Origin of the sequence: Micromonospora sp. NBC_01412, assembly GCF_045040215.1 — a bacterium.
In the GTDB taxonomy this organism is placed as follows: domain Bacteria; phylum Actinomycetota; class Actinomycetes; order Mycobacteriales; family Micromonosporaceae; genus Micromonospora; species Micromonospora rubida.
This window is the reverse complement of record NZ_CP109528.1, coordinates 3434476-3459645: the sequence shown is the minus strand read 5'-3', so window position 1 is coordinate 3459645 and position 25170 is coordinate 3434476. Positions and strand designations below refer to the sequence as shown.

The following is a 25170-nucleotide window of genomic DNA, read 5'->3' as shown; positions in this document are numbered from 1 at the left end:
CAACCAGGGAACCAGCCGACCAGCCGGAACGCCGGAACGGACAGGCGCGGCGGGGTCATAGGCTGTGGGCATGACCGAGCAGCGTGGCGGGGCCCTCGACGAGACCTGTGTCCTCACCGAGGGGCCGTGGACGCACCGGTTCGTCGGCGCGAACGGCAGCCGCTTCCACGTGGTCGAGGCCGGCACCGGCCCGATGGTGCTCTTCCTGCACGGCTTCCCCGAGCACTGGTGGGCATGGCACGACATCCTGCCGGCGGTCGCCGACGCGGGGTTCCGGGCGGTCGCGGTCGACCTGCGCGGCTACGGGGCCAGCGACAAGCCCCCACGCGGGTACGACGGCTACACCCTCGCCGCCGACGTCGCCGGCCTGATCCGGGGCCTCGGCGAACGTTCCGCCACCGTGGTGGGCACCGGGGCCGGCGGCATGATCGCCTGGACCGTCGCGTCGTTCCACCCGTCGCTGGTCCGCCGGCTCGTGGTGCTCGGCGCCCCGCACCCGCTCCGGCTGCGGGCAGCGATCTTCGCCGACCCGCGCGGGCAGTTCACCGCCGCCACACCGACCCTGAAGTTCCAGCTGCCCCGGTACGAGCACGTGCTCACCCGGGACGGCGCGGCGGCCGTCGAGGAGATGCTGCGCCGCTGGGGCGGGCCGCGCTGGGTGGACGGGCCCGACTTCGAGGCGTACGCCGAGCGCTGCCGGGAGGCGATGCGGATCCCGCAGGCCGCGTTCTGCGCGCTGGAGGGCTACCGGTGGGCGTTCCGGTCGGTGCTGCGGCTGCACGGCTACCGGTTCGTCCGGCTGATGCAGAAGCCCCTGATCACCCCGACGCTCCAACTGCACGGCGCACTGGACGTCGCCTCCCTGCCGCGTACCGCCCAGGGCTCCGGCCGGTACGTGGTGGCCCCCTACGAGTGGCGGCTGCTGGACGACGTGGGGCACTTCCCGCACGTCGAGGCCCGGGACGTGGTGCTCGGCGAGATCCTGCGCTGGACCAAGTCCTGACCGGCGGAGGTCAGTCAGCGGCCGACTCGGACCGCCTGGTGACCCCGCTTCCACCCCCGCACTGTCAGAGGCGCTGCTCGCGCAGGTCGACAACCTCGCGGGCCGGGGCCCAGCCCTGGTACACCCCGAAGTCGAAGACCTCCAGCCCCATCGCCCGGGCGACCGGCCAGCGCCCGCCGGTGTACTCCACCCGCAGCCAGCCGTCGTGCTCCGCCAGCACGATGAACGGCTGCCCCTGCCAGGTGCAGGTGGTCCGGACGTACGCCAGCTCGTCGATCTCGGTCGCCGGGAGCACCCGGACGTACCGGCCGGGGCGGATCTCCTCGAACCCGTCGCCGGGCTCCGGCTGGTACAGCCGGACGTCGTCATCGTCCGGGCTGGCCTGGTACTCACGCCCGCGCCAGCGGGCCACATAGCCGTCGCGCATCAGGACTCACCGACCTGTCTCCAGAGCAGGGCGTCGGTGTCCAGGATCGCGACCACCCGCTCGGTGCCGTCCGCGCCGATCCGCCACAGCTCCGCGCCGTGCGGCAGCCGGGCGCTGTCCACCTTGAACTCCGCCACCACGTCGCTGCTGTCCCCCGGGGCGAAGCCGTTGCCCCGGAACGGTGGGCGCTCCATGACCCAGCCCTCCATGGCCCGCATGGCGCCCTCGTTCTGCCCGCCGTAGGGGATCCGGTAGAGGCTCGGCCGGTGCGCCGGCCAGCGCAGCACGTAGATCTGCGCGGCGTCCCGGGAGAACGGCGAGTCCGGGTACCCGAGACCCAGCGCGTCGTGCAACTGGGCGGGGCTGTTCAGGTGGGCCAACTCGTTGGCCCGGTGCACGAAGCCGGAGACCCGGTCGTAGCCGCGCTCCAGGTAGTAGGTGAGCTGGCTCGGGGCGATCGCCTTCTGCATCACCACGGGCCGGTTCGGGTCCACGGGCGGCGGGACGTGCCGGACGGCGCCCGTGGCCGCCTCGACGGCCGGCTCCGGCTCGCTCCCGGCGTCGTCGCCGAGCCCCACCTCGGCGGCCCAGTTGGCCAGCGCCACGATCTGCTCGCCGGGCAGCTTCGCGCCAACCGACGTGTTCGGGTTCACCGCGAACGACCAGGTGTCGTCGGGCCAGCAACGGATCAGCTGGACGAACTTGACCCGTACGGTCTCCACCGGCTCGTCGACGTGGTCGGCCAGCCGCTCCGGGGAGGTGTGGACCACGACGTACGTCTCGCCGTCCAGCCGCTCGGTCCGCCAGACGAAGCCCGGGTCCCCCGGCCTGCTGTCGGGCGCCGAGTCGGGCGCCACCGGCAGCAACACCCGGGCCAGCAGCAGCGTGGAGAGGAAGCTGTCGGTGCTGCCGGTGCCGGCGGCAGCGAGCAGGTCCTCCTCCACCTCGTTCGCCGGCTGGAAGTCGGCCGCGAGGGCTGCCGACGCCGTCTGTTCCGGTTCCCGGGTCGCCACCGGCTCCCCGGCCCTCGCCGGGCCCGGCTCCCCGCTGACCCCCAGGCCCGGCTCCCCGGTGGCCGACGGGCCCGGCAGGGGCCCTGTCGGAACGGCATCGACGGCCGGCCCGGGGTCGACGTGGCCGGGCGGAACAGGGCGGAACAGGGACTCGGCCGACGGGTCCGACGCGGGTGGCGTCGACGGGGTGAACAGCACGGCCGTCGGGCCCGGGTCGTCCGGGGCGGGCGGTCCGGAAACCACGCCGGCCCCCGCCGGGACACCGAGCGGCGACACCGCTTCGCCCTGCCCCTGGCCGAGGTCGCCCTGGCCGTGGCCCGGGGGGCCCTGGTCGTGGCCCGGGAAGCTCTGGCCGTGGTCTGGGGGGCCCTGGTCGTGGTCGGGGAGGGACGGCGGTGCGGGCCAACCAAGATCGGAGACCGGGTCGATCCGGTCGAGTTCGGGCACCGGATCGAGCCCGCCGAGGTCGGGCATCGACGTCGGGGCCGGGGCCACCGGCGGGGTGCCGCCGAAGAGAGACGGGCCGGGGGCCACGCCCGGCGCGGCGGCCGGCCCGGTCGCCGGCAGGTCCCGCGCCTCGATGATGGTGCCCTCGATGACGATGGGCGAGAAGGAACGGCGGGACGCGGGCGGCCCGGAGGCCGGGTCGACGGCCGACGTCGGCAGTTCCTCCGCCGTCTCCCCGACCGGTGCGGCGCCGGGCTGCTCCGCAAGGGACCGGGTGGGCTCCTCGCCGTCCGCCCCGGGGCGGGGGCGCGGGAACGCCTGGGCGGCGCCGGCCCCGGGTCGACGAGGTGGCAGCCCGCCGTCCGGCCCGGCACCATCGGCCCCGAGGGGACGGGTCGGCTCGTCCCCACCGGTCGGGCCGAGGGGACGGGTCGGCTCGTCCGTCACCATGCCACCGGGCACGCCGAAGGGACGGGTCGGCTCGTCGCCCGGCGCGACGGGCCGGAACGCCTGGGTCGGCTCCGCCTGCGGCGACGCCCGGGGCTGCTCCGGCGATGCCCCGCCGCCGGGGCGCAGGGCCCGGGTGGGGTCCTCGGCACCGGCAAAGCCGGGACCCGATGAGGTCGCCTCCCCGGGCCGGAGCGCCCGGGTGACCTCCCCGGGCCCGACGGCGCCGGTACGCAGGGCCTGCGTCCGCTCTCCGGGCCCGACGTCCCCGGGACGGAACGCCCGGGTGACCTCCTCGGAGCCGCCACCGTCGGGGCGGAACGCCCGGGTGACCTCCTCGGAGCTGCCACCGTCGGGGCGGAACGCCCGAGTTGCCTCCTCAGGGCTGACGCCACCGGGGCGGAACGGCTCGGGCTGCGACGCGGCCGGAGCCGCACCGGCGGGCGGGAACGCCACCGTCGACGGCTCCGCGGGTGTGGCGAGGTGGAAGGCATGCGGCGGCTGCTCGGTGGCCGGGTCCGAGGCCGGACGCCGCCGCGGGAAGGGCTGACCACCCCCGGCGAACCGGGACGGCGGGGCGGCCCGCTCAGCGGGACGACGGGGCTCCCCGATCGGCCGGGCGGCTCGGCTCCGGCCGGACGCCGGCTCGAAGAAGGAGGCGGGCGGTGCGGGTGGCACCGGAGGCTCGGGAGGCCGGCCGTTTCCGCCCTCGCCCGCTGCCACCTCCCCGGTGGGGGGCGGCGCATCGGGCGTCCGCCGCCGGGAGACGTTCAGCCACGCCGATCCGGAGGGCGCCGCTTCGGTGTGTGTCGCCCCGGCACCGTCCGGCCCGCCTGCCGCGGCGGGAGCCGGTCGGCCGGCCACGTCCCCGGCCCGGTACGGCGAGCCGGCTGCGGGCTCTCCCGCGCCGCCGGGCGACCGGTACGACGGCCCGGGCGGGACCGACGCGGGCAGCATCGACACGGGCAGTACCGGCGCCGGCGGGGCGGTGGCCAGCGGCGTGGTGGCCAGCGGCGTGGTGATCAGCGGGGCGGTGGGCGCCTCGGCGGCGGCGGACGGCTCGGTCGTGGGGCGGCCCGGCGGCGGTCCCGCGACCGACGGCTCCGGCAGGCTCGGCGACGGCGACGCCGGGGCGTCCCGGCCGGGGACCACTGCGGTCGCCCTGGTCCTGGCGACGTTCTCCGCGCGTTCCAGGCGGGCCCGGGCGCCCATGGTGCGGCCGGGTAGCCGCACGTCGCCTCGGGACAGCTGGGAGACGAACCAGGCGGGAAGGTACCCCTCGATGGGCAGGCCCGGGTTGACGGCCAGCCACCACTCGTGGTTGGGCCAGTCGACGGCGAGGTCGGCGTACCCGCTGCGGCGGCTGGCCGCCGGGTTCCCGCCCAGGCAGGCCTGCAACGCGGCGGACGAGGTAAACGCCAGCACGTGCGTGCGCCCGCCCGTGGTCCAGGTCCCCCAGCCCATCGGGGCCTGCCCGGCCAGCGCCTGCGTGGAGACCGGCAGCAGCAGCTCGGTGCGGGCCAGCACGCGGAAGTAGAGCTCTTGGTCGTTGGCGCGGAGCGCATCCCGCATCGCCGCTTCGGCCTCGGTAGCCGGCTCCCAGTCGGTCACGGCCACCTCTCCTCCCGTGAACAGGCCATAGGCATCGCGTACAACCTACAAGGTGGTAACAAGATCACAATGGCTGGCCGGCGACGCCCCGCCGGGCGATCCGGATGGGACTAACATCCTGTTCCGGAGCCGACACGATACGGAGGCGATCGATGCCCCGGCCCGCCGCGCGCCCGGTCCTCGCCGCCGCAGCCGCGGCCCTGCTGATCATGCTGCCCGCCACCCCGACGCGCGCGGCCGACCCGCGGCCCGTGACGGACCGGCCGGGCACGGTCCACCCGGTGGGCGAGGGAGGCGGGCCGCGCGCGGCCGAGCCGGCGGGCACGGCGAACAGGCTCGACCTGGCGGGCTCCCGAGGCGTGGCGGCACCGGGGTGCGCCACCCCGCTCGCGCCCGTCCGGCCCGTCGCGGCCACCCCCTGGCCCCAGCGCCGGTACGCCCCCGAGCGGCTCACCGCCCTGGCCACCGGATCCGGGATCACCGTCGCGGTGATCGACTCCGGGGTGGACCGGGGGCACCCGCAACTGGCCGGCCGGGTCCTGGACGGCGCCGACTTCCTCGATCCGGGGGGCGACGGCGGCCGGGACTGCGCCGGGCACGGCACCGGCGTGGCGAGCGTCATCGCCGCCGTGCCGCGTGCCGGCGTCGCGTTCCAGGGGCTCGCCCCTCGCGCCCGGATCCTGCCGGTGCGGGTCAGCGAGCAGCAGGTCGTCGAGGGACACGAAGCGGGGCGGACGGTCGGCGCGACCGACTTCGCCCGGGCGATCCGCTGGGCGGTCGACCACGACGCCGACGTGCTCAATCTCTCCCTCGTGCTGTACGTCGACCACCCCGCCGTCCGGGCGGCGGTCCGCTACGCGGTGGACCGGGACGTGGTCGTGGTGGCCGCCGCCGGCAACCTGCACGACGGCGGGGATCCCCGCCCGTACCCGGCCGCGTACGACGGGGTGCTCGGCGTAGGCGCGATCGGCCCCGACGGCCGGCGGGCCGACTTCTCGCAGGCCGGCCCATACGTCGACCTGGTCGCCCCCGGCGGCGAGGTGCTGACCGCCGCGCCCGGGCAGGGCCACCACCGGGTCGAGGGCACCAGCTACGCCGCCCCGTTCGTGGCGGCCACCGCGGCGCTCGTCCGGGAGTACCGGCCGGAACTGACCGCCGCCCAGGTGTCGCAGCGGATCGTCGCGACGGCCGATCCGGCCCCGGGTGACGGCTCGGGCGACGGGTACGGCGCGGGGGTGCTCAACCCTTACCGGGCGGTGACCGAGACCGGCCCGGGCCCGGCGGGCCGGAAGCGTGGCGTTGGGGCGCTGCCGGCGGACCGGACCGAACCCGCCCTGCTCGCCCAGCAGGCCCGACGCGCGGCGGCCCGGGACCGGGCGCTGGCCGTCGCCGCCGTCACCGGCGCCGCCGTGGCGGGCGTGGTGCTGTTGGCCGTGGTGCTCCCCCGGGCCGCGCGCCGGCGGTGGCGGCCGGCACCCTGACCCCCACAGGACAGCCGGACGGAGCCGGCGGCGCCCGACTTCCGTCGGACGCCGCCGGGGACGGCTCACTGGAACAGGGTGACGTTCCGCTTCTCGGTATCGAGGTAGTCGGACGCGGAGTCGTCGACGGCGAGCTTGATGTCGCGCAGCATCGCCTGGAGGTCCTGCGAGGCGGACCGCCACCGGGCCTGGCGCTGCTCGTACGCCTGCCGGGCCTCGCCGTCCCAGCCCGCCACCAGCGGCGCGGCGTCCCGTTCGAGCTGCCCGAGTTGGTCGTCCAGCGTGTTCAGCGCCCGTTGGATGTCCGCGCCGGCCTGGTGCAGGGCGGCGAAGTTGACGACCAGCACACCGTGGTCCATCGGATGATCCCCTTTCCGGGAAGGTGCTACAGCGGCAACTGGATGCCGCGGTTGGTGCCGGCGACCCGGCCGGCGGCCTCGTTGTCAGAGGCGTCGTACTGCTGGCCGGCGGTGCGGACGGCGGACGCGGTCTCCCGCAGCGCCCGCTGCAACGCCGTCTGGTCCTGCGACCACTGCTGCTTCACCTGCTCGAACGAGCGCCCACCGGCACCCCGCCAGGCCTGCTGCAGCACCTCCAGCTCGGCAAGCAGGCCGGTCAGCATGGCCTGCAGGGACTGGTCCACCTGCTCGAACTTCGCGGCGGTCTGCTGCATCACCGCGGCTTCTGCCTGGGTCTGGGACACCCCGGACGTCACCTCGTCTCCTCGATTGGGTGGCTGGCCGTCGGCCGCGCCCGCGGCGGACGCGCCGCTCGCCTCGCCGGCGGGCAGCACCGGTGGGTGAGGGCTCAGCGAACTCGTCGCTGACGGTAGCCGTACCGTAGCGGTTCTGCCACCCCGCCCCGTTCCCCTGTGGACAACCGCGGGCCCCCTGCGCCGAGGCGGAGTCATACGATGACGCTGCGGCACCGGCCGCACCGACGCCGTGACTCCGCCCGGCATCGCCGGGTGAGCGCTGGGGAGGCGCGGTGACGGCCAGCACGACCACGGCCCCGGCCCAGCCGGCGCACCGGCAGCCGCTGCCGCCACAGTGGATACCCGCCGCCGCCCCGCGACCGTCGGCCGCGCAACGGGTCGGTCAGGTGGTCGCCTCGCAGGTGGCGGTGGCGCTGGTCGCCGCCGCGACCGGCCGGGGCGCGGCGGCGACCGGGGCCGCCGTGCTGCTGGCCGTGGCGTTGCTGGCGGGCTCTTGGGTGCGGATCCGGGGCCGCTGGCTGTTCACCTGGTTCGGCATCGCCGTCGGCCTCCTCTGCCGGCGACGCGTCCCGGTGCCCACCGCCGGCCCGGACTGCCTGCTGGAGCTGCTCTCCCCCGGCGCGGCGGTGCGCGCGGCGGAGCTGGCCGGCGGCCCGGCCGCGCTGGTCGACGACGCGGGCGGGCTGACCGCCGTGTTGGAGATCGGCGACCCGGGTGACCTGCTCGGCGGCGGCCCCCGTGGCCTCCCCGCGCTGTCGACGCTGCTGCCGTCGGTCTCGCCGGAGCTGCCCCCGATCCGGCTCCAGCTGCTGTTCAGCGGCTCGCCCGCGCCGGCCGCCACGGCCGGCGGCAGCACGGTGGCGACGTCGTACCGGCAGCTCACCGAGGGACGGCTGGCCGGGCGGGACCGGGCGCTGCTCGCGGTCCGGGCGCTGCGCGTCGTCGGGTGGACCGACGAGGACCTCCGGGTCGCCCTCTCCGGCGTGGTCCGGCGGATCGTCCGCCGGATCGGGCCGGTGACCGCCCGCCCGCTCGGCGCGCGCGCCGCGCTGCGCGTCCTCGCGGATCTGACCCACCTCGACGACGGCGACCCCGTGCTGGAGTCCTGGCCGACGGTGCGCACGGGGGAGCTGTGGCAGACCACGTTCCGGGTGCGCCGCGGGCCGGACGTGCGCACCGACAGCGGGCGGCGGCTGGTGCCCCGGCTGCTCGTCCTGCCGGCGGCGGCCACCACGGTCTCGCTCTGCGTCGGCCCCCGCACCGGCGTCGACGGCACGGGCCCGCCGGCCGAGCTGACCGTACGGCTGACCGCCTGGACGCCCGGTGAGCTGTCGGTGGCGGCGCAGGCCCTGCGAGGGCTGGTGGACTCGGCCGGTGGTGAGGTGGAACGGCTCGACGGCCAGCAGCTCCCGGCGCTGGCCGGCACGTTGCCGCTCGCGTCGGCGGCCCCGGGCGTGTCGGTCGACGCCGCCACCCTGGACGCGCTGGAGCTGCCGGTCGGCGAGGCCGGGCTGATGGTGGGCGCCAACCGGCGCGGCGAGGCCGTGACGATCCGCCTGTTCCGGCCGGAGGGCACCCGGTTGATGCTGGTCGGCGGGGTCCGGGCCGCCCAGCTGGTGGCCCTGCGGGCGATGGCGTTGGGCGCCCGGGTGGCGGTGCGGACGACCCGGCCGCAGGCGTGGGAGCGGTTCGCCCGGGGCGTCGGCGCGCCCGGCGGGCCGATCCCGGTGCTGCCGCCCGGCCGGCCGGTGGGCGGCGGCCCCGCCTCTCCGCTGCGGCCGTTGCTGCTCGTGGTGGACGCCGGGCCGGTGCCCTCGGCCGCCGGGCCGGGGCCGGCCTGGCAGTCCACCCTGGTGGTCCGGGACGACCTCACCCCGGCCGACGCCGACCCGTTGAGCCGGGCGGACCTGGTCGTGCTGCAACCGCTGGGCCCCGCCGAGGCCGCGCTCGCCGGGGCCGCGCTCGGCCTCGGTGGGTCGGCGGACTGGCTGACCCGGATCCGGGAGGACATGGTGGCGGTGGTGAACCGGCGGTCGCTGCGCTGGGCGCTGCTCTCGCCCACCCCGATCGAGTCGCAACTGATCGGCCGGCCGGGACGGGGCTGAACCACACCTGGTCCACAGCCCACTTGGCCGGTCGCGGGTTCCGCCGGTGGCGGGTCCATGGCACCATCCGTGAACATGGGTTTCCTGAAGGGTCTACTGATCCGGCTGGGCAGCACGGCACTGGCCTTCTGGCTAGCCACCCTGCTCATCCCGGGCATCACGCTCGACACGGGCTCGGCCACCGAGGCGGTCGTCACGCTGGTCCTCGTCGCCGTGATCTTCGGCGTCGTGAACGCCGTGCTCCAGCCGGTCATCAAGACCGTCGGCTGCGGCTTCTACCTGCTGACCCTGGGCCTGATCGCACTGGTGGTGAACGGCCTGCTCTTCCTGCTGTCGAGCTGGATCGCGGGCGAGGCCGGGCTGCCGTTCCACGTGGACGGCTTCTGGCCGGCGGCGGTGCTCGGCGCACTCCTCGTCGGCGTCGTCACTTGGCTCCTGGGCGCCGTGCTCGACCGCGACTGAGCGTTCCAGGTGGGGCCAGTTGGCGGGAATTGGCTGGCGAGGGGCCGCAACCGCGGGGTTAGCGTCGGGGTGTGATCACTTTGACCCGCGACGACGGCCATCTGCTCAGCACCGACCCCGCCCGGCTCGACCTCGACCTGGTGCACCACTGGCTCGCCACCGACGCGTACTGGGCGCTCGGGCGGGACCGGGAGACCGTGGGGCGGGCGTTCGCCGGCTCGCTGCCGTTCGGCGTGTACCGCCCCGGGGACGGTCGGCAGGTCGCCGTGGCCCGGGTGGTCACCGACGGGGCGACCTTCGCCTGGCTCTGCGACGTCTACGTGGACCGGGTTGCCCGGGGGCACGGGCTGGGCACCTGGCTGGCCGGCGCGGTCCGCGACCACCTGGCCGAGCTCGGCGTACGACGGATCGTGCTGGCCACCGCCGACGCGCACGAGGTGTACGCGAAGGTCGGCTTCGCCCTGGTCGACCCGGGCCGGTGGATGGAGTACGACCAGCGGGTGAGCCAGCTCACCGGAAAGGAACCAGGGACCGCTTCACCCCTTACGGTGGAAGCGTGACCCCGCTCCGCCTCGGATACCTCTACGGCCTCGGCGCGTACCTGCTCTGGGGCTTCTTCCCGCTCTACTTCAAGCTGCTCCAGCCGGCCGGGCCGCTGGAGATCCTGGCGCACCGGATCGTCTGGTCGATGGTGTTCGTGACGCTGCTGCTCGCCGCGCTGCGCAACATCGGCTTCCTGCGCGCGCTGGCCCGCCGCCCCCGGGCCCTGGCCGGGATCGCCGCCGCCGCAGTGCTGATCGCGATCAACTGGGGCACCTACATCTACGGGGTGAACTCCGAGCGGGTGGTGGAGACCGCCCTCGGCTACTTCATCAACCCGCTGGTGTCGGTGCTGCTCGGGGTGACCGTGCTGCGGGAGCGGCTGCGCCCCGCCCAGTGGCTGGCGCTGGGCATCGGCGCGGCGGCGGTGGGCGTGCTCACCGTCGACTACGGCCGGCTGCCCTGGCTGGCGCTCACCCTGGCGGTCAGCTTCGCCGGGTACGGGCTGGTCAAGAAGCAACTCGGGCTGCCGGCGGCGGAGGGCCTCTTCGTGGAGTCCGCGGTGCTGGCCCTGCCCGCCCTCGGCTACCTCGGCTGGCTCGCCACCGCCGGCGGCCTCAAGTTCGGCCACGTCTCCGCCGGGCACACCGCGCTGCTGGTGCTGGCCGGGGCGGCGACCGCGATCCCGCTGCTGTTCTTCGCCGGGGCGGCCAACCGGCTGCCGCTGACCGCGCTGGGCATGCTCCAGTACGTCGCGCCGATCCTCCAGCTCGGCTGCGGCGTGCTGATCTTCCACGAGCCCATGCCCCCGGCCCGCCTCGCCGGCTTCGCCCTGGTCTGGTTGGCCCTGGTGGTCTTCACCACGGACGCCCTCCGCCACGCCCGGGCCGCCCACCGCGCCCGCCGCGCCGCGACCCCCGCCGATCTTGCACTCGCGGCCCCCGGTTCGCCGCTTTAGTCGGATTCGCCGGGGCCGCAACCGCAAGATCGCTGCGGGGTGGGGGGTTAGCGGGGCGGGGGCGGGTGGGTTAGCGGGGGTTGTAGGTGAGGATTGGGGTGCCGTCGGCGCGGAGCAGTTCCAGGCGGACCAGTTCGCCGCCGGTGAAGTGGGTGGCGCCGGTGAACCGCAGCTCGTCGCCGGGGGCGGCCAGCCAGGAGCCGATCTGCTCCGTCGCGCCGTCCGGGCCGTGCGCCACCAGCCGGAAGGTGTACGCCTCGCGGTGGCCGTCCCGCCGGTCGTACCCGCAGCGCATGGTGACCTCGGTGCCCCACGGGGTGCCGGTCAGCCCGACCTCGGCGTGCACCGGCACCGCGCCGGTGACCGGCCGCATGGCTGCCATCGGCACCTGCGGGGTCGGCGTCGGGGTGACCTCGACGGCCGGCCGGAGGGTGCCCGCGCCGAGCCCGGCGAGCAGCGCCAACACGACGGCGGCCAGCGCGGTCACGACGTACCGGCGGACGGCGGCCCGGCGCTCGCGGCGGCGGTCCCGCGCGGCGGCGAGCAGCGTGTCCACCCGGGAGGTCTCGGCCGCCGGCTCCAGCAACCGCGCCAGCCCCACCTGATCGAGCCGGCCGAGCAGCCCGGGCAGCACGGCGATCTCGGCCACCGCCTCCCGGCAGGAGTCGCAGCCGGCCAGGTGCCGCTCGTAGGCGGCCCGCTCGGCGGGGCCGAGCGCGCCCAGCACGTACGCGCCGTCGTCGTGGGCGAACTCGCAGCGGGTCATCGGGTCACCCCCATCTCGGCCAGTGCCAGCCGTAGTGAGCGCAGTGCGTAGTGGGTGCGGGACTTGACCGTCCCGGGTGGCACGCCCAGCCGCGCCGCCGCCTCGGCCACCGAGCGCCCCTGGTAGAAGCACTCGATCAGCACCTCCCGGTGGGTCGGGCTGAGCCGGTTCAGCGCCTCGGCGACCGTCCACGCCTCCACCGCCCGCTCCGCCTCGTCGACCGCCTCCGAGGGCTCCGGCAGCTCGTCGGTGTAGACCTCGCCGACCCGGGTGGAGCGCCGCCGCCAGGCGTCGATGGCCAGGTTCCGGGCGGTGGTGAACAGCCAGGCCCGCACCGAGCCGCGCGTCGGGTCGAGCGCTTCCGGGTGCCGCCAGGCCCGCAGCAGCGTCTCCTGCACCAGGTCCTCGGCCCGGCTCCGATCGCCGTTGACCAGCCGCAGGGCGTGCGCGTGGAGCGCGTCGGCGTGCTCGTCGTGCAGGGCGCGCAGCAGTCGGGCGTCGTGGTCGCTGATGGCGGCCTCCTCGTGCGTCGGGGAGTCCAGCGGGTCGCGCCGTCGGGTGGCCCGGCGGTGCCTTCGCCCGAAAGCACGTCCGGCGGCCCGGATCGGTTCATCCGCAGGTCGACGGGGCGCACTCGGCGCAGGTGTTCACGTCCGGTTCACGTTCGGGCCGGCCCGCGCTCACCGCACCCTCCTAGCGTCCGCCGGGTACGCACGTCGGACGGCTGGTCCCGGCGTGTCCCGAACTTCTCCCCAGGAGGCACCTCCCGATGAGCAACCGTCCCCGGCTGCTTCCCCTGCTGGGCGCCACCCGCCACGGCAGCCGTGACGCCATGACCTGCCTGTACCGGTGCGGCAACGCCTGTGACCACCCGGTGCCCAATTCCTCCGGCAACCCGTACCTCGGCGACCTGGTCGACGCCGAGGTGTCCCGGCGCGGCGTGGTCCGGGCCGGCGCGGTGGGTGCGCTCGTCCTCGGCTTCGGCGGCGCCGCCGCCGGTGCGCTGGCCGGGGCGGGCGCCGCGTCCGCCGCGCCGGCCACCCAGGTCGTGCCGGAGGCCACCGGGTTCGGCCGCCCGCCGGGCGGCGTGGGCAGCGGCGCGCTGACCTTCAAGCCGATCCCGCCGAACAAGCTCGACACGCTGGTGGTCCCCAACGGGTACGACCACGCCGTGGTGATCCGCTGGGGCGACCCGGTGGTGCCAGGCGCGCCGGAGTTCGACCCGCACAGGCAGACCGCTGCCAAGCAGGCGAAGCAGTTCGGCTACAACAACGACTTCGTCGGCGTGCTGCCGCTGGACAGGCAGGGCCGGCGGGCGCTGCTCGTGGTCAACCACGAGTACACCAACGAGGACCTGATGTTCCCCGGCTTCACCGGCCTGGACGCGCTCACCGTCGAGCAGGTGAGGGTCGCCATGGCGGCGCACGGGATGAGCGTGGTCGAGTTGGAGCGGGTCGACGGCACCGGGCATTGGCGGCCGGTCGGGGGCAGCCGGCGGCCGTACAACCGGCGGGTCACCGCGCTGGCCACCAGGTTCGAGCTGACCGGGCCGGCCGCCGGCTCGGCGTGGCTGAGGACCGCCGCCGACCCGAAGGGCCGCACCGTCGTCGGCACGCTGAACAACTGCGCGGGCGGCGTCACCCCGTGGGGCACCGTGCTCTCCGGCGAGGAGAACTTCAACCAGTACTTCGTCGGCGGCAACGGCGCGCCGGAGGAGCTGAAGCCGAGGCTGGCCCGGTACGGCCTCAACACCACCGACCGGTACCCGAGCGACAACCGCAGGTGGGACCGCGCCGACGAACGCTTCGACCTGGCGAAGCACCCCAACGAGGCACACCGGTTCGGGTGGGTCGTCGAGATCGACCCGTTCGACCCGGAGAGCCGGCCACGCAAGCACACCGCGCTGGGCCGGTTCAAGCACGAGGGCGCGAACGTCATCGTGGCGCGCAACGGCCACGTGGTCGCGTACATGGGTGACGACGAGCGGTTCGACTACCTGTACAAGTTCGTCTCGGACAAGAAGTTCATGGCCGGCGACTCGCGGGTCGCCCACAGGCACAACCTGACCCTGCTGGAGTCCGGCACCCTGTACGTGGCCCAGCTCGAAGGCAGCTCGGCCGCCGAGATCGACGGATCGGGCGCGCTGCCCGCCGACGGGGCGTTCAACGGCCGGGGCCGCTGGATCAAGCTGGTCAGCGGCACCCGGTCGTACGTCGACGGGATGAGCGCCGCGGACGTGCTCACCTTCACCCGACTGGCCGGGGACAAGGTCGGGGCGACCAAGATGGACCGGCCGGAGGACGTCGAGCCGAGCCTGCTCACCGGCAAGGTGTACGTGGCGCTGACCAACAACACCGACCGCGGCAAGGCGGGCAAGGCACCGGCCGACGAGGCCAACCCGCGCAACCTCAACAAGCACGGCCAGGTGCTGGAGCTGGTCGAGGACGGCAACAACAACGCGGCGGAGACGTTCGCCTGGTCACTGCCGATCGTCTGCGGCGACCCGACCGACCCGTCCACCCACTTCGCCGGGTACGACAAGGCGAAGGTCTCCCCGATCTCCTGCCCGGACAACGTCGCCTTCGACGCCACCGGCAACCTCTGGATCTCCACCGACGGCAACGCGCTGGGCAGCAACGACGGCCTGTTCGCCACCGCCGTCGAAGGCCCGGAGCGGGGGCACCTCAAGCAGTTCCTGACCGTGCCGCTCGGCGCGGAGGCCTGCGGGCCGTTCATCACCGGCGACAACCGGTCGGTGTTCGTGGCGGTGCAGCACCCGGGCGAGATCACCGGAGCCTCGGTGGAGAACCCGGCTTCCACCTGGCCGGACGGCGACTACGCCAAGCCCGGCGTGGTGGTCACCTGGCGCCTGGACGGCGGCCCGATCGGCAGCTGACCGCGACGGCGCGTACCGCGGCCCCCTCCTCGCCAGGGAGGGGGCCCTGTCGTCTCAGCCCTCGGCGACGGCGGCGTCGGCGACGGCGCGGGCGACGGTGAGCAGCTTGGCCCGGACCACCCGGGCGGAGGTCATCATCTCGCTGGCCGGCAGCGCGCAGGCCAGCACCATCCGTCGTTCCAGGTCCTTGTCCGGGGTGACCAGCACCGCGGCGCACGCCACGCCCTGCCGGAACTGGCTCAGTTCGAGCTGCATCCCGCGCCGGTCGCCGGCCGCCAGGTCCGCCTCGAACGCCTCAGGGCTGGTCAGAGTGGCGTTGGTGAACGGGCGCATGCCGTACTCCCGCAGGTAGCGGAAGCGCTGCTCGGCGGTGAGGGTGGCCAGCAGGGCCTTGCCGAGCGCGGTGGCGTGCGCCCCCTCGTCGAAGCCCGGGACCAGGTCCTCGAGATACGGCGAGCGGTGCCCCTCGGCGACGGCGGTGATCGCCACCTGGCCGCCGACGAACCGGCCCAGGTAGTGGCTGTAGCCGGTGTCCAGGGCGGCCCGCCGCAGGCACTCGCCGACCGGCGCCGGCCCCCGGAACGCGGTGACCAGCTCGCGGTACCGGTCGGCGATCTCCAGCCCGACGATGTACGTGCCATCCTCCCGGCGGATCACGTAGCCTTCGTACGCCAGGGTGCGGACCAGGTGGTAGGTGGTGGCCACGGTCAGCTCGCAGCGCCGCGCGATCTGCTTGACGGTCAACCCCTTCGGGGCACGGCCGACCGATTCGAGCACGCGTAGGGCGCGGGACACACTCCGGATGAGATCCGAAGGTTCCGCCAAGGGGTCGCGCACAACCACCTCCGCCGCCGGGGAGTTACACCATATGAAATCCAGGCGTCCGGCGAAATGCCTGTTCGGATCGACGATGCCAGATCATCCTAAACGGTCAGTGCGCCGAGCGACACGGTGAGTTGTTCGAGGTGGGCTCGCGTAGGTTTGCGGGACCATGACCCGTACCGCCCCGCACCCCGCGTCCCCGGGCGCAGCCCGCCATCCCCTCCGGGCCGGCACGGGGGCGGTCGCCACCACCGTCGCCTGCGTACTGCCGGTCTTCCTGGTCGGTGGCCTCGCCGTGCAGATGGGTGCGGACCTGGGCTTCTCCCCGGCCGGGCTGGGCCTGGTCGTGTCCGTGTACTTCGGCGTCAGCGCGCTCGCCTCGATGCCCTCGGGGGCCCTCGTGGAGCGGCTCGGCCCGGCCGTGGTGGCCCGCGCCGGCATCCTGCTCTCCGCCGGGTCCATGCTGGCCGTGGCGGCGTTGGCCCGGTCGTACCCGGTGCTGGTCGGGCTGCTGGCGCTCGGCGCCGCCGCCAACGCCCTGGGGCAGCTCGCCAGCAACGCGGCGCTGGTCCGGCACGTCCCGCCGCGCCGGCAGGGGCTGTCGTTCGGGGTGAAGCAGGCGGCCGTCCCGCTCTCCACCCTGCTGGCCGGCCTGGCGGTGCCGACCGTCGCCGTGGCCGCCGGCTGGCGGTGGGCCTTCGTGGCGGGCACGGTCGCCGCGCTGGCCGCCCTGCCGCTCGTACCGGCGCGGGAGGCCCGCCCGGGACGGCCGACCGGCGACCGGCGGGCAGGTGGGGCGACGGGGGCCCTGGTGCTGGTCGGGGTGGCCGCGACGCTGGCGGCGGCCGCCGCGAACGCGCTGGGCACCTTCCTGGTCGACTCGGCCGCCGGCCGGGGGCTCTCGCCGAGCCTGGCCGGGCTGACCCTGACCCTCGGCAGCGTGGTGTGCGTGGCCGCCCGGATCGGCTCCGGCTGGCTGGCCGACCGCCGGGACGGCGGCCACGTCGCGGTCATCGCCGGCATGCTCGTCGTCGGCGCCCTGGGGCTGGTGCTGCTGGCGCTGACCGGGCCGGTGCCGCTCGTGGCGGGCGTGGTGCTCGGCTTCGGCCTGGGCTGGGCGTGGCCCGGGCTGATGACCTTCGCGGTGGCCCGGCTGCACCCGCAGGCCCCGGCCGCCGCCACCTCGATCACCCAGACCGGGGTGTACGCCGGCGGTTGCCTCGGCCCGCTGGCCCTCGGCGCGACCGCCACCGTTTTCGGCTACCCGACGATGTGGCTTGCGGCGGCGACGGCCATGCTCGGGTCGGCCGCCCTGATGCTCACAGCGGCCCGCCTGCTGCGCGCCCGCTGACGGGGGTCAGCTCGTGCGGTCGGCGATGTAGTCGCAGAGGGATTCGAGGGCCCGGCGGGTCGCCCCGTCCGGCAACGGGGCGAGCTGCCCACGCGCGTCCTCGGCGTAGCTGCGGACCGTCTCCCGGGCCCGCTTCAGGGCGGGGGACTCGCGGAGCAGACCGAGGGCCTCGGCGTGCAGGTCGTCGTCGACGAGCGGGCCGGTGGCCAGGATCTCCCGCAGCCGCACCGAGGCGGCGTCGGAGTCGTCCGAGGCGAGCGCGTAGAGCACCGGCAGCGTCGGCACCCCCTCGCGCAGGTCCGTGCCGGGGGTCTTGCCCGACTGCACCGACTCGCTGGCGATGTCCAGCAGGTCGTCGGAGAGCTGGAAGGCCACGCCGATGGTCTCGCCGTATTTGGCCAGGGCCTCGGTGTGCTCGACAGATGCATCGCCGAACATGCCGCCGAACCGGGCCGAGGTGGCGATCAGCGAGCCGGTCTTCCCCGCGATCACGTACAGGTAGTGATCGACCGGGTCCTGCCCGTCCCGGGGGCCGACCGTCTCGGCGATCTGGCCGTGCACCAGCCGGGCGAACGTGCGCGCCTGTAGGCGCACCGCCTCGGTGCCCAGGTCGGCGGCGAGGTCCGCGGCGCGGGCGAACAGGTAGTCGCCGACCAGGATCGCCACCGAGTTCGTCCAGCGCGAGTTGGCGCTCGGTGCCCCCCGGCGCACGGCGGCCTCGTCCATCACGTCGTCGTGGTAGAGCGTCGCCAGGTGGGTGAGCTCCATCACCACGGCGGCGTGGACGACCCGCGGGCTCGTCGGGTCGCCGAACTGGGCACCCAGGGCAACCAGCAGCGGGCGGAACCGCTTCCCACCGGCGTCCACCAGGTGCCGGGCGGCCTCGGTCACCAACGGGTCGGCGCTCGCCACCGCGACCCGCAGCTCCGTCTCGACGGACTCCAGCAGGCCCAGCACGGACGCCTCGACGCGGGGATCGGCCAGTTGCAGGCCGAGCGCGCCGAACTGACCGGTGCTCTCCCGACTCCGCCGAGCGGAGCCGGTGCCACCTGAACGCTCGCCAGCCGGAATCACCACGCTATCCACCATGCCACACCCATTCGACCTGCTCCGGACGGGGGATACGGCGACGGGGCCGGCACGTGATCGTGTGCCGGCCCCGTCGCCGGGAAAGGTCGGTCATCGTACGAATTCGGCGGCACCATGGGCGAGATCGAGCAGCGGGCCCGGGACGACGCCCAGCACCAGAGTGGCCAGCACGCCGATCATGAGGGCCGCCGAGGTGAGCCCGCCCGGCGTGGTGACCGTCGGGGTGGACTCGCCCGGCTCGGACAGCCACATCATCACCACGACCCGCAGGTACGGGAACGCCAGCACCATGCTGGTCAGCACGCCGGCCACCACCAGCCACACGTGGCCGGCGTCCAGCGCCGGGGCGAAGATGGCGAACTTGCTCATGAACCCGCTGGTCAGCGGGATACCCGCGAAGGCCAGCAGGAGGAAGGTGAAGATCGCCGCGAAGAACGGCGAACGCCGGCCCAGCCCGGCCCAGCGGGACAGGTGGGTGGCCTCCCCGTCGGCGTCCCGGACCAGGGTCACCACCGCGAACGCGGCGAGCACCGAGAACCCGTACGCGACCAGGTAGAACATCGTGCCGGAGAGCCCGTCCTTGCTCGGCGCGAGCACCCCGACGAGCAGGTACCCGGCGTTCGCGATCGACGAGTACGCCAGCAGCCGCTTGATGTCGGTCTGGGTCACCGCCAGCACCGCGCCGACCAGCATGGTCAGCACCGCGATCGCGCCGAGGACCGGGGTGAAGTCCCACGCCGCCCCGGAGAACGCCACGTGGAACACCCGCAGCAGGGCGCCGAACGCGGCGACCTTGGTGCAGGCCGCCATGAAGCCGGTGACCGGCGTCGGGGCGCCCTGGTACACGTCCGGGGTCCAGACGTGGAACGGGGCGGCGGCGGCCTTGAACAGCAGCCCGATGGCGAGCAGAGCCATGCCGGCGAAGAGCAGCACCTCGCTGGCCGGGGACTCGGCCACCGCGGCGTGGATGGTGGCGAAGTCGACGCCCGCCGGCCGGCCCGGGATGCCCGAGGTGAACCCGTACACCAGGGCCACGCCGAAGAGGAAGAACGCCGAGGCGTACGCGCCGAGCAGGAAGTACTTCATGGCCGCCTCCTGGCTCAGCAGCCGCCGGCGGCGGGCCAGCGCGCAGAGCAGGTAGAGCGGCAGCGAGAAGACCTCGAGGGCGATGAACATGGTCAGCAGGTCGTTCGCCGCCACGAAGATCAGCATGCCGCCGATCGCGAAGCTGGTCAGCGGGTAGACCTCGGTCGCCCCGTTGCTGCCCTCGGCCTGCCGCCGGTCGTCGGCCGACTCGGCGGTGACCGCGGCCTGGGCGACGAACGCCCCGCCCCGCTCCACCGAACGCTCACCGATCAGCAGCAGCGCCATCGCGGCGAGGACCAGGATCGCGCCCTGGAGGAACAGCGTCGGCCCGTCCACGGCGATCGCCCCGCCTGCGGTGAGCAGCCGGTCGTCGGAGTTCAGGATCACCATCACCAGTGCGGCGAGCACCGCCAGCAGCCCCAGGGAGAGCTGCACGACGTGCCGCAGCCGGCGGGGCACGAATGCCTCGACCAGCACGCCCAGCAGGGCGGCGCTGAGCATGATCAGGATCGGAGCGAGCGCCGCGTAGTCGATCGACGGCAACTTCAGCTCGGTCATTGCACGTGCCGCCTTTCGTTCGCGACTGCGCGAATCTCTGCCCGCGACTGCGGGGCTCGCTCTGCTCGCTCCTCGCGCGGGCGGCTGGGGCTCACTCGCTCCGCCCGTTCACTCCTCGCGCTCACCGGTGAGCCTCCTGGACGCTGCCGACCTCAGGGGCGGGATCGGTCCTGCCGACGTCCTCCATGGTGGCCCGGACGGCGGGGTTGATGACATCGGTGACCGGCTTGGGGTAGAAGCCGAGCAGCACGATCAGCGCGATCAGCGGCGCGACCACGAACTTCTCGCGCAGGCTGAGGTCGCGGCGCATCGGCTCGATCTCGACCAGGGCCGGGTTGAGCGTGCCCTGGGTGGTGCGCTGCACCATCCACAGCACGTACGCGGCGGCCAGGATGATGCCGAGCGTGGAGATCACCGCCACCGGCTTGTTCACCGTGAAGGTGCCGATCAGCACCAGGAACTCGGAGACGAACGGCGCGGTGCCGGGCAGCGCCAGCGAGGCCAGACCGGCGAAGAAGAGCACCCCGGCCAGCAGCGGCACCAGCTTGCCCGCGCCGCCGAAGTCGCTGATCAGGGCCGATCCGCGCCGGGCCACCAGCATCCCCACCACCAGGAAGAGCAGGCCGGTGGCGAGGCCGTGGTTGAGCATGTAGAGCACCGCGCCGGTGCCGGCCTGGGTGGTGAAGGCGAAGATGCCGACCCCGATGAACCCGAAGTGCGCGATCGAGGTGTACGACACCAGCCGCTTCAGGTCGTTCTGGCCGACCGCGAGCAGCGCCGCGTAGATGATGCCGATCACCCCGAGCGCCAGCGCCCAGGGGGCGAACCACTTCGAAGCCTCCGGGAACAGCGGCAGGCAGTACCGCAGGATGCCGAACGTGCCGACCTTGTCCAGCACGCCGACCAGGAGCGCGGCGGCCCCGGCCGGGGCCGCGCCACCGGCGTCCGGCAGCCAGGTGTGGAACGGGAAGAACGGTGCCTTGATCGCGAAGGCGAGGAAGAACCCGAGGAACAACCAGCGCCCCGTGCCGGTGGAGATGTCCACCTGGGTCAGCGCCTGCCAGTCGAAGGTCTTTCCGCCGACGACCCAGAGGCCGATCACCGCGGCCAGCATGAACAGGCCGCCGACCAGCGAGTAGAGGAAGAACTTCACGGCCGCGTACTGCCGCTGGTGGCCGCCGTAGCTGCCGATGAGGAAGTACATCGGCACGAGCATGACCTCGAAGAACACGTAGAACAGGAAGACGTCGGCGGCGGCGAAGACGCCGATCATCGTGCTCTCGAGGATGAGCAGCAGGGCGAAGTAGACCGGCACCGAGCGCTTCGACGACTCGGCGTCGTGCCAGGACGCCAGGATCACCAGCGGCACCAGCACCGCGATCAGCATCAGCATCACCAGCGCGATGCCGTCGGCTGCGAAGGTGAACCGGGCATCCCACTGCGGGATCCAGGTGTACGACTCGCGGAACTGGAGCCGGTCACCGCCGGTCTTGAAGCTGACCCACATGACCACCGACAGCACCAGCACCAGCAGCGACCACCCGAAGGCCACCTGCTTGGCCAGGTCCGGCCGGCGGCGCGGCAGGACGGCCACGACCAGCGCGCCGACCAGCGGCGCCACGGTCAGCACCGAGAGGAACGGGAAGTTGGACATTATGCGGCCTTACCTCCGTCGTCACTGCGTGGTCCGCCGGCGGGGGCGGCCGTAGAGAGGTCGATCACGCCAGCCACCCCGCCTGCACGGCCAGGAACGCCGCCACCACCAGCAGCGCACCGGCCAGGATGGACGTCGCGTACGACCGGACGAAGCCGGTCTGCAGCCGCCGGAGCCGGCCCGAGCCCCCGCCCACTGCGGCGGCCAGGCCGTTGACCAGCCCGTCGACGCCCCGGTTGTCGAGGAAGACCAGCGCCCTGGTCAGGAAGATCCCCGGCTTCTCGAAGACCGCCTCGTTGACGGCATCCGTGTAGAGGTTGCGCCGGGCGGCGGTGACCAGCACACCCGCCGGCTGCGGCTCGGTGGCCGTGCCGTTGCGGAACAGGGACCAGGCCAGCCCGGCCCCGCCCACGGTGACCAGCAGCGAGAGGATCGTGATCACCGTGTGTGACAGCACCGGGTGGTGCCCCTCGCCCTCGCTGCCGAGCACCGGCGTCAGCCAGGAGGCGAGACCGTCGTCCCACGCCATCAGGCCACCGGCGAGCACCGAGCCGATCGCGAGCAGGATCAGCGGGATCGTCATGAGCTTGGGCGACTCGTGCGGGTGCTCGATGTCCTCGGTCCACCGCTTCGGGCCGTGGAAGGTGAGGACGAACAGCCGGGTCATGTAGAACGCGGTGAGCCCGGCGCCGAGCAGCGCCGCCCCGCCGAAGAGCCAGGCCGTCCAGTCGTCCCGCGTGAAGGCGGCGACGATGATCGGCTCCTTGGAGAAGTAGCCGGACAGCGGGGGGATGCCGATGATGGCCAGCCAGCCCATCATGAACGTGAGCCAGGTGATCCTCATGTGCTTGGCCAGCCCGCCGAAGCGGCGGATGTCCACCTGGTCGTTCATGCCGTGCATGACGGAACCGGCGCCGAGGAACATGTTGGCCTTGAAGAAGCCGTGCGCCAGCAGGTGGATGATCGCCAGCGCGTACGCCCCGCCGCCGAGGCCGACGCCGAGGAACATGTAGCCGATCTGGCTCACCGTCGACCAGGCCAGCACCCGCTTGATGTCGTCCTTGGCCGCGCCGATGATGCAGCCCATCAGCAGGGTGAGCGCGCCGACGCTGACCACCACGAGCTGGAGCGTCGAGTTCGCGGAGAAGATCGGGTTGGACCGGGCGATCAGGTAGACGCCCGCCGTGACCATGGTGGCGGCGTGGATGAGCGCCGAAACCGGCGTCGGGCCCTCCATCGCGTCCGGCAGCCACGCCTGGAGCGGGAACTGGCCGGACTTGCCGGCCGCCCCGAGCAGCAGCAGCAGGCCGAGCACCAGCACCGTGGTCGCGCTCAGCGAGCCGACCCCGGTGAACACCTCGTCGTACTGGGTGGTGCCGAGGGTGGCGAACATGATGAAGATGCCGATGGCCAGGCCGGCGTCGCCGACCCGGTTCATCAGGAACGCCTTCTTGCCGGCGGTGGCCGCGCTCGGCCGCCCGTACCAGAAGGAGATCAGCAGGTACGACGCCAGACCGACGCCCTCCCAGCCGAAGTACAGCATCACGTAGTTGTTGCCGAGCACCAGCAGGAGCATCGCGGCGACGAACAGGTTGAAGTAGGCGAAGAACCGCCGCCGGCCCTCGTCGTGCGCCATGTACTCGACCGCGTACAGGTGGATCAGGAAGCCCACCCCGGTGATGAGCATGACGAAGACCGCAGCCAGCGGGTCGAACAGCAGACCGAAGTCCACCTTGAAGTCACCGACGGCGATGAAGTCCCACAGGCTCAGCTCGACCGACTTGTTCTCCAAGCCGCGCAGCTGGAAGAAGTAGGTCAGGCCGAGCACGAAGGAGGTGCCGACGGAGGCCACCCCGAGCCAGTGCCCCCAGCGGTCGGCCCGCCGGCCCAGCAGCAGCAGGATCACCGCACTGGCCAGCGGGATCGCCACCAGCAGCCAGACGCTGCCGAGCAGCCCACTCGCCGAAGCGTAGGCGACGGCACCTGCCGGCTCGGCCGGGGCGTTCATCAGAATCTCTCCCACTGCTGGCCCCTCTAGTACTTGAGCAGGTTGGCGTCGTCGACGCTCGCGGAGCGCCGGGTCCGGAAGATGGACATGATGATCGCGAGGCCGACCACGACCTCGGCCGCGGCCACCACCATGACGAAGAACGACATGATCTGGCCGTTCAGGTCACCGTTGATCCGGCTGAAGGTGACGAGGGTCAGGTTGGCCGCGTTCAGCATCAGCTCGACGCACATGAACAGCACGATCGCGTTGCGCCGGATGAGCACCCCCGCCGCACCGATGGTGAACAGCACCGCGGCGAGCACCAGGTAGTAGTCCGGGGTCATTTGTCCGTCCCCTTCAGCGAGGTGTCCTCGGCGGTCAGCTCCCGCACCGGCAGGATCGCCGAGATGCCACGCTCGGTCAGCCGGCCGTCGGGCAGCCGGGCCGGGGTGGCCACCGAGGAGGAGGTGGCGAAGACGCCCGGGCCGGGCTTCGGGCCGGGGTAGTTACCCGGGGCGAAGCGGGCCTTCATCGTGGCGACCTGGTCCATCTTGTCCTCCTTGCGCCGCTCGACGTGCGCCAGCACCATCGCCCCGACCGCTGCGGTGATCAGCAGCGCCGAGGTCAGCTCGAAGGCGAAGACGTACTTCGTGAACAGCAGGCGGGCGATGCCCTGCACGTTCCCCTCGGCGTTGGCCTGCTCCAGGCCCACCGCCTGGACGCCGTCCAGCGCCCGGTAGAGGCCGCCGCCGACCAGGCCGGCGAAGCCGAGGCCGAGCAGCACCGCGGCGACCCGCTGGCCGCGCAGCGTCTCGATCAGCGAGTCCGAGGCGTCCCGGCCCACCAGCATCAGCACGAACAGGAAGAGCATCATGATCGCGCCGGTGTAGACGATGATCTGCACCATGCCGATGAACGGCCCGGCCTGCAGGACGTAGAACACGCCCAGGCAGAGCATGGTCAGCACCAGCCAGAGCGCCGAGTGCACGGCGCTGCGCGCCGCGACCATGCCGATCGCGCCGATCAGCGCCAGCGGGGCGAGGATGTAGAAGGTGACCTCCTCGCCGCCGGACACCCCGCCCGCCGCGGCGAGCACCGTCTGCGTGGTCATGCCTTGTCCCCCTTGCCCGCCGCCGCCCGCTGGGCGTGCTGCTCGGCGCCGGGGAAGGTCACCCCGGGGTGCTCCTCCACCTGGTACCGGCCCGGGCTGTTGGTCGCGTGCTCGGCACCGGCCGACGTACCCGGATTGGTCAGCGCGCCGACGTAGTAGTCCTTCTCGCTGTCCCCGAGCCGCATCGGGTGCGGGGGCTGCTCCATGCCCGGCAGCAGCGGCGCGAGCAGCTGCTCCTTCGTGAAGATCAGGTCCTGCCGGTTGTCCCGGGCCAGCTCGTACTCGTTGCTCATGGTGAGCGACCGGGTCGGGCAGGCCTCGATGCACAGCCCGCAGAAGATGCAGCGGGCGTAGTTGATCTGGTAGACCGACGCGTTCCGCTCACCCGGCGAGAGGCGGTTCTCCTCGGTGTTGTCCCCGCCCTCGACGTAGATCGCGTCGGCCGGGCAGGCCCAGGCGCACAGCTCGCAGCCGATGCACTTCTCCAGGCCGTCCGGGTGCCGGTTCAGGACGTGCCGCCCGTGGTAGCGCGGCGCCGGGACCGGCGGCTTGAACGGGTAGTCGGTCGTTACGACCTTCTTGAACATGTGCGAGAAGGTGACTCCGAAACCCTTGAACGTTCCGGTGATCGCGCCCAC

The 25170-nt window shown here is 73.7% G+C and carries 22 protein-coding genes; 8 read left to right on the top strand and 14 right to left on the bottom strand.

The annotated features are described in order from the left end of the window. Positions 1-70 precede the first annotated feature (70 nt). Complete coding sequence (locus tag OG617_RS15935) at positions 71-1003, top strand: alpha/beta fold hydrolase (protein ID WP_396676320.1); 933 nt, start codon at positions 71-73, stop codon at positions 1001-1003. 64 nt (positions 1004-1067) lie between these two features. Here OG617_RS15935 and OG617_RS15930 read toward each other — a convergent pair whose 3' ends face one another. Next, complete coding sequence (locus OG617_RS15930; RefSeq protein WP_396676824.1) at positions 1068-1433, bottom strand: hypothetical protein; 366 nt, start codon at positions 1431-1433, stop codon at positions 1068-1070. Then, positions 1430-4948 (bottom strand): SseB family protein, encoded by a 3519-nt coding sequence (locus tag OG617_RS15925; RefSeq protein WP_405102572.1) that lies wholly within the window; start codon positions 4946-4948, stop codon positions 1430-1432. Before OG617_RS15925 ends, OG617_RS15930 begins: the two co-directional genes overlap by 4 nt. 152 nt (positions 4949-5100) lie before the next feature. On the opposite strand from OG617_RS15925, the gene mycP reads away from it, so the two are divergent. Beyond that, positions 5101-6429, top strand: coding sequence for a type VII secretion-associated serine protease mycosin (mycP, locus tag OG617_RS15920; protein WP_405102570.1), 1329 nt, complete (start codon positions 5101-5103; stop codon positions 6427-6429). Positions 6430-6494: 65 nt separating this feature from the next. Here the strand turns inward: mycP and OG617_RS15915 are convergent, their stop codons facing one another. Next, complete coding sequence (locus tag OG617_RS15915; RefSeq protein WP_405102568.1) at positions 6495-6788, bottom strand: WXG100 family type VII secretion target; 294 nt, start codon at positions 6786-6788, stop codon at positions 6495-6497. Between the two features lie 26 nt (positions 6789-6814). Next, complete coding sequence (locus tag OG617_RS15910) at positions 6815-7132, bottom strand: WXG100 family type VII secretion target (RefSeq protein ID WP_396676825.1); 318 nt, start codon at positions 7130-7132, stop codon at positions 6815-6817. 284 nt (positions 7133-7416) lie between these two features. Between OG617_RS15910 and eccE the strand changes: the two genes are divergently transcribed. From eccE to rarD, 4 genes are all read left to right on the top strand, one after another. Then, on the top strand, positions 7417-9249 hold the full coding sequence (eccE, locus tag OG617_RS15905) for a type VII secretion protein EccE (protein WP_405102566.1): 1833 nt from the start codon (positions 7417-7419) through the stop codon (positions 9247-9249). Positions 9250-9324: 75 nt separating this feature from the next. After that, positions 9325-9711 (top strand): phage holin family protein, encoded by a 387-nt coding sequence (locus OG617_RS15900; RefSeq protein WP_396676325.1) that lies wholly within the window; start codon positions 9325-9327, stop codon positions 9709-9711. A gap of 71 nt (positions 9712-9782) precedes the next feature. Then, on the top strand, positions 9783-10271 hold the full coding sequence (locus OG617_RS15895; protein WP_405102564.1) for a GNAT family N-acetyltransferase: 489 nt from the start codon (positions 9783-9785) through the stop codon (positions 10269-10271). Continuing rightward, positions 10268-11209: an EamA family transporter RarD gene (rarD, locus tag OG617_RS15890; protein ID WP_405102562.1), complete on the top strand. Its 942-nt coding sequence runs from the start codon at positions 10268-10270 to the stop codon at positions 11207-11209. The genes OG617_RS15895 and rarD overlap by 4 nt, the downstream gene beginning before the upstream one ends. Before the next feature lie 70 nt (positions 11210-11279). Here the strand turns inward: rarD and OG617_RS15885 are convergent, their stop codons facing one another. Together OG617_RS15885 and OG617_RS15880 are read right to left on the bottom strand one after the other, a co-directional pair. Continuing rightward, positions 11280-11975: an anti-sigma factor family protein gene (locus OG617_RS15885; RefSeq protein ID WP_405102560.1), complete on the bottom strand. Its 696-nt coding sequence runs from the start codon at positions 11973-11975 to the stop codon at positions 11280-11282. Beyond that, positions 11972-12466, bottom strand: coding sequence for a sigma-70 family RNA polymerase sigma factor (locus tag OG617_RS15880; protein ID WP_405103736.1), 495 nt, complete (start codon positions 12464-12466; stop codon positions 11972-11974). Before OG617_RS15880 ends, OG617_RS15885 begins: the two co-directional genes overlap by 4 nt. A gap of 278 nt (positions 12467-12744) precedes the next feature. Here OG617_RS15880 and OG617_RS15875 point away from each other — a divergent pair, with 278 nt between their 5' ends. Then, complete coding sequence (locus tag OG617_RS15875; RefSeq protein WP_405102558.1) at positions 12745-14871, top strand: PhoX family protein; 2127 nt, start codon at positions 12745-12747, stop codon at positions 14869-14871. 54 nt (positions 14872-14925) lie between these two features. On the opposite strand, the gene OG617_RS15870 is transcribed toward OG617_RS15875, so the two are convergent. Beyond that, on the bottom strand, positions 14926-15708 hold the full coding sequence (locus OG617_RS15870) for an IclR family transcriptional regulator (protein ID WP_405102556.1): 783 nt from the start codon (positions 15706-15708) through the stop codon (positions 14926-14928). Positions 15709-15862: 154 nt separating this feature from the next. On the opposite strand from OG617_RS15870, the gene OG617_RS15865 reads away from it, so the two are divergent. Continuing rightward, positions 15863-17044, top strand: coding sequence for an MFS transporter (locus OG617_RS15865; RefSeq protein ID WP_405102554.1), 1182 nt, complete (start codon positions 15863-15865; stop codon positions 17042-17044). Positions 17045-17050: 6 nt separating this feature from the next. Here OG617_RS15865 and OG617_RS15860 read toward each other — a convergent pair whose 3' ends face one another. From OG617_RS15860 to nuoI, 7 genes are all read right to left on the bottom strand, one after another. Further along, the gene (locus OG617_RS15860) at positions 17051-18133 is read right to left on the bottom strand and encodes a polyprenyl synthetase family protein (protein ID WP_405102552.1); all 1083 of its coding nucleotides are present in this window, start codon (positions 18131-18133) and stop codon (positions 17051-17053) included. Between the two features lie 90 nt (positions 18134-18223). Further along, complete coding sequence (gene nuoN / locus OG617_RS15855; RefSeq protein WP_405102550.1) at positions 18224-19777, bottom strand: NADH-quinone oxidoreductase subunit NuoN; 1554 nt, start codon at positions 19775-19777, stop codon at positions 18224-18226. Between the two features lie 121 nt (positions 19778-19898). Further along, on the bottom strand, positions 19899-21431 hold the full coding sequence (locus OG617_RS15850; RefSeq protein ID WP_405102548.1) for an NADH-quinone oxidoreductase subunit M: 1533 nt from the start codon (positions 21429-21431) through the stop codon (positions 19899-19901). 64 nt (positions 21432-21495) lie between these two features. Then, complete coding sequence (gene nuoL, locus OG617_RS15845; RefSeq protein ID WP_405103734.1) at positions 21496-23439, bottom strand: NADH-quinone oxidoreductase subunit L; 1944 nt, start codon at positions 23437-23439, stop codon at positions 21496-21498. A gap of 26 nt (positions 23440-23465) precedes the next feature. Then, positions 23466-23765, bottom strand: a complete 300-nt coding sequence (nuoK, locus tag OG617_RS15840; RefSeq protein WP_117668432.1) for an NADH-quinone oxidoreductase subunit NuoK — start codon at positions 23763-23765, stop codon at positions 23466-23468. After that, a complete protein-coding gene (locus OG617_RS15835) occupies positions 23762-24532 on the bottom strand; it encodes an NADH-quinone oxidoreductase subunit J (RefSeq protein ID WP_396676335.1) in 771 nt (256 codons plus the stop codon). Before OG617_RS15835 ends, nuoK begins: the two co-directional genes overlap by 4 nt. Continuing rightward, positions 24529-25170, bottom strand: a complete 642-nt coding sequence (gene nuoI, locus OG617_RS15830) for an NADH-quinone oxidoreductase subunit NuoI (RefSeq protein ID WP_396676336.1) — start codon at positions 25168-25170, stop codon at positions 24529-24531. Before nuoI ends, OG617_RS15835 begins: the two co-directional genes overlap by 4 nt.

Bases quoted from the DNA above. Each gene is read 5' to 3' on its own strand.
- OG617_RS15885 (WP_405102560.1), bottom strand. From the start codon at position 11,975: ATGACCCGCTGCGAGTTCGCCCACGACGACGGCGCGTACGTGCTGGGC.
- OG617_RS15900 (WP_396676325.1), top strand. From the start codon at position 9,325: ATGGGTTTCCTGAAGGGTCTACTGATCCGGCTGGGCAGCACGGCACTG.
- OG617_RS15835 (WP_396676335.1), bottom strand. From the start codon at position 24,532: ATGACCACGCAGACGGTGCTCGCCGCGGCGGGCGGGGTGTCCGGCGGC.
- OG617_RS15850 (WP_405102548.1), bottom strand. From the start codon at position 21,431: ATGTCCAACTTCCCGTTCCTCTCGGTGCTGACCGTGGCGCCGCTGGTC.
- OG617_RS15915 (WP_405102568.1), bottom strand. From the start codon at position 6,788: ATGGACCACGGTGTGCTGGTCGTCAACTTCGCCGCCCTGCACCAGGCC.
- OG617_RS15935 (WP_396676320.1), top strand. From the start codon at position 71: ATGACCGAGCAGCGTGGCGGGGCCCTCGACGAGACCTGTGTCCTCACC.
- nuoN (WP_405102550.1), bottom strand. From the start codon at position 19,777: ATGACCGAGCTGAAGTTGCCGTCGATCGACTACGCGGCGCTCGCTCCG.
- OG617_RS15875 (WP_405102558.1), top strand. From the start codon at position 12,745: ATGAGCAACCGTCCCCGGCTGCTTCCCCTGCTGGGCGCCACCCGCCAC.
- OG617_RS15865 (WP_405102554.1), top strand. From the start codon at position 15,863: ATGACCCGTACCGCCCCGCACCCCGCGTCCCCGGGCGCAGCCCGCCAT.
- mycP (WP_405102570.1), top strand. From the start codon at position 5,101: ATGCCCCGGCCCGCCGCGCGCCCGGTCCTCGCCGCCGCAGCCGCGGCC.
- OG617_RS15860 (WP_405102552.1), bottom strand. From the start codon at position 18,133: ATGGTGGATAGCGTGGTGATTCCGGCTGGCGAGCGTTCAGGTGGCACC.
- nuoL (WP_405103734.1), bottom strand. From the start codon at position 23,439: ATGAACGCCCCGGCCGAGCCGGCAGGTGCCGTCGCCTACGCTTCGGCG.
- nuoK (WP_117668432.1), bottom strand. From the start codon at position 23,765: ATGACCCCGGACTACTACCTGGTGCTCGCCGCGGTGCTGTTCACCATC.